Source organism: Sphingobium terrigena, assembly GCF_003591655.1.
Classification (GTDB): Bacteria; Pseudomonadota; Alphaproteobacteria; order Sphingomonadales; family Sphingomonadaceae; genus Sphingobium; species Sphingobium terrigena.
In genome coordinates this window covers 1-3,069 of sequence record NZ_QVRA01000070.1, presented here as the reverse complement: position 1 = coordinate 3,069, position 3,069 = coordinate 1, and the positions used below count along the sequence as shown (strand labels likewise).

Below are 3,069 nucleotides of genomic sequence, written 5' to 3'. Positions count from 1 at the left end.
GGGATGAGGTAGCTGTCGAAATCGCGAAACTGGCGGCTGCCCGCGACCCATATGTCTCCCGCTCGCAGCCGCTCACGTAGCTGCGACAGAGCGCATAGTTCATAGGCGGCGCGGTCGACGATGCCATCGCGCAGGATGAACGGCCGCCATGCGGACGGCACAAAGCGCAGCGGCACGCGATCAGGCAAGCGCCGTTTGCCGGTCCGGTATAGCTCCGCGATAATGGCCAGCGCCGACAGAAGTCCCTGCACCGCACCGGCACCGCGAAATTCGAAGGTGTTGAGAAAGGCGCCGGCAAAGAGCTTTACCGTGCGATGCCGCTCAATCAATTCAGCGGTGCGATCGACGGTTTCCGGTCGGCTGAGCACTTCGGCTTGCTCGACCGACACGGCGAAGCGCTGCCAGTCCAGCGCCTCGATCTGCGCCAGCGAGTCCACGCCGTTGGTTCGCGCGTCGATGAGGATGCGGCAAGACCCTGTGAGCGTCCGGAGATGACCCTGCAGCTCGCGCACCGTCTTGAGGGCTTTGTCGCGGGTCCGGTTTTCGGCGCGGCGCACCATGCTGCCCAACAGCTTGTCGAACATCGTCAGGGTTGCGTCGGTCAGGTCTTCCTCAAGGCGGATGCCGGTTGCCGCCAGCGTCGCATGTCGGCGCAGGGCATTGAGTTCGCCAAGATGCTGGGGCGTGATGCGGCTGCCCTCGTCCGCGAGCCTGTCAAAAGTCGAAGCCGGAATCATGTCAGCCCGCCCGCGATCGAGGCCCAGTGCGCGGACATAGGCGAGCCGTTCGATCAGGCGCAGAATGTTGCGCGCTGCCGGCGATTGTGACGCATTGCGAAGCCAGGATAGCCATGTCGCGGCTTGCCCCGTTCGTCGGGCCAGCAAATCGTCCAGGTCCTGAAGGGTGTCGGGCCGCAGACCGTTTGTGAGCACTTCATAGGTAAGCTGTTCGGCTTGCTGGCGAGCCCGCCGCAGCACCGCTTCTAGAATCGAAGAAGAAGGTAGGAGGATCTGCCGACGCCGGAGTTCGTCGACGATGACGCCTGCCATCTGGCCGGGGTGGATGATGGTCTGTGCGATAGGGATCGAGAAGGCGACGACTTCGCGGAATGCGTCGCGATCGAAAATCCTGAACCCGTGCGATCGTCGGATTTCGACAAGATGCTCGCGGCGGGTCTGATCCCGACGAGCATAGTCCGCAAAGGCGTCGGGCGCGACGCCGAGTTGGCGGGCCACATAACCGAGCACAGGGGCGGGCGGGACTTCGCCCGCTTCCAGCGCACGGCCAGGCCATCTCATGGTGAGCAGGAGCATCGCGAAACCGAGCCGGGTGGCATCGCCGCGACGGCGACCGACAATTTCCAGGTCGTCACTGGTCAGCGTATAGTGACGTGCAATCTCGCGCTCATCGAGCGGCGCGTCATAATGCCCCGCCCAGATTTCCAGGCTCACCAGTCGCCGCCTCGCCAAGCATCATCTCCTTCGCTGTGCCTGTCCGTCAGACGGTCCTCTGGCGGCCAGGATGAATATGTCCGTCAACTCTGGACCTGTGATGGCGATTCGGACAAGATCGCAAAATGATGGGAAAACGGACACGATCGGGCAGCATGTGGCGCTGATCGGCTATGCGCGCGTCTCGACCGCAGACCAGAAGCTGGCGCTCCAGCTCGACGCGTTGAGCGCTGCCGGTTGCGATCGCATATTCGACGATTATGCATCTGGAGCAAAAGCCGATCGGCCCGGCCTGGCCGAGGCGCTCACCTATCTGCGTACCGGCGACACGCTGGTGGTCTGGAAACTCGATCGTCTTGGGCGTTCGATGAGCCACCTGATCGAGAAAGTCGGCGAGCTGGCGGCGCGCGGCGTGGGTTTCCGCTCGCTCACCGAGCAGATCGATACCACCACGTCAGGCGGGATGCTGGTATTCAACATCTTCGGCTCGCTTGCCCAATTCGAGCGCGATCTGATCCGGGAACGCACCCATGCTGGCCTGCGAGCCGCGCGCGAGCGCGGTAGTCAGGGCGGTCGCCGCCCTGTCGTCACTCCCGACAAGCTGCGCAAGGCGCGGGCGCACATCGCAGCGGGCCTAACTGTTCGTGAGGCGGCGGCTCGGCTCAAGATCGGGAAAACCGCCCTGTACAAGGCTCTGGAAAGCGCATGAAACCGCTGCCGATCCAGAACTCGTGGGTGCTGGTTACAGGGGCCTCAACCGGTTTGGGCAGGGCGTCAGCCCTCCGTTTGGCGGCATCGTACCAGGCCAAGCCCCTGATTGTTGGGCGAAGGCTCGACAACTTGCGGGAGCTACAATCCGAAATTGGCGAGCGGTTTAATGTCCCGTGCGAGATCATAGTGGCCGATCAACGTGAAATTGAGGGCAGGGAGAAGATTGCGGCCAAGGTTATAGAATTGAAAGTCAATGCGGCTTTCTTGGCTGCCGGGCTGACGAGCGCCGGTCCGTTTGATGCTAGCCGTGCCGACGCCTATGCCGAGGTGATTGGAACAAACGTAGCCGGCTTCACGGATTTGCTGGCCCGCCTGATTGCGATCTTCCGGCAGCAGCCGTTTGAATCCTCAATAATCGCAGTGTCGAGCCTGGCGGGCGAAACATCCGTACCCTTCCAAGCGGTCTACGGCGCGTCGAAGGCCTATGTGAGTACCCTCATGCGGGCACTTTCCATCGAGCTTGCCGGGACGGGTGTGAGCGTTGGGTCTTTTGCACCCGGTGGCATTGACACCGACATGGCTGCCCTCAGCGATTTGAAGTGGGGAAAGTTGGGCTTGATGAACGTTGATCGCTGCGCGACCCTTGCCGTCGACGCTCTGGTTCATCGGCGATCCTTCGCCATACCGGGGATGGGCAACCGACTCACATACTTGGCGAGCAGGGCTCTACCTCGATCGTTGGTGAGCCGGCTTGCGGCACTCCCATATCGGCGCCCGCAATGATCGACACATGCTCAAAGGATAGGTTGAACACGCCGTTGAGTACCTACAGGTAGCCTCTGCTGGCATTGTACCGGATTTGTTCGCTCTTAGCGTGCAGATACGTCACTTTCGTGTAGTCACCCCT

3 protein-coding genes are annotated in these 3,069 nt (G+C 62.0%); 2 read left to right on the top strand and 1 reads right to left on the bottom strand.

All coding sequences use genetic code 11. From position 1 onward, the window contains the following. Positions 1–1,469 (bottom strand): DUF4158 domain-containing protein (locus tag D0Z70_RS24290; RefSeq protein ID WP_147418838.1); only part of this gene is annotated, 1,469 nt, incomplete at its 3' end. A 139-nt stretch (positions 1,470–1,608) separates the two neighbouring features. On the opposite strand from D0Z70_RS24290, the gene D0Z70_RS24285 reads away from it, so the two are divergent. After that, positions 1,609–2,160: a recombinase family protein gene (locus D0Z70_RS24285; protein ID WP_041386225.1), complete on the top strand. Its 552-nt coding sequence runs from the start codon at positions 1,609–1,611 to the stop codon at positions 2,158–2,160. Further along, a complete protein-coding gene (locus tag D0Z70_RS24280) occupies positions 2,157–2,945 on the top strand; it encodes an SDR family NAD(P)-dependent oxidoreductase (RefSeq protein ID WP_013039098.1) in 789 nt (262 codons plus the stop codon). The genes D0Z70_RS24285 and D0Z70_RS24280 overlap by 4 nt, the downstream gene beginning before the upstream one ends. Positions 2,946–3,069 lie beyond the last annotated feature (124 nt).

Coding starts and splice junctions, on each gene's coding strand:
- D0Z70_RS24280 (WP_013039098.1), top strand. CDS start 2,157: ATGAAACCGCTGCCGATCCAGAACTCGTGGGTGCTGGTTACAGGGGCC.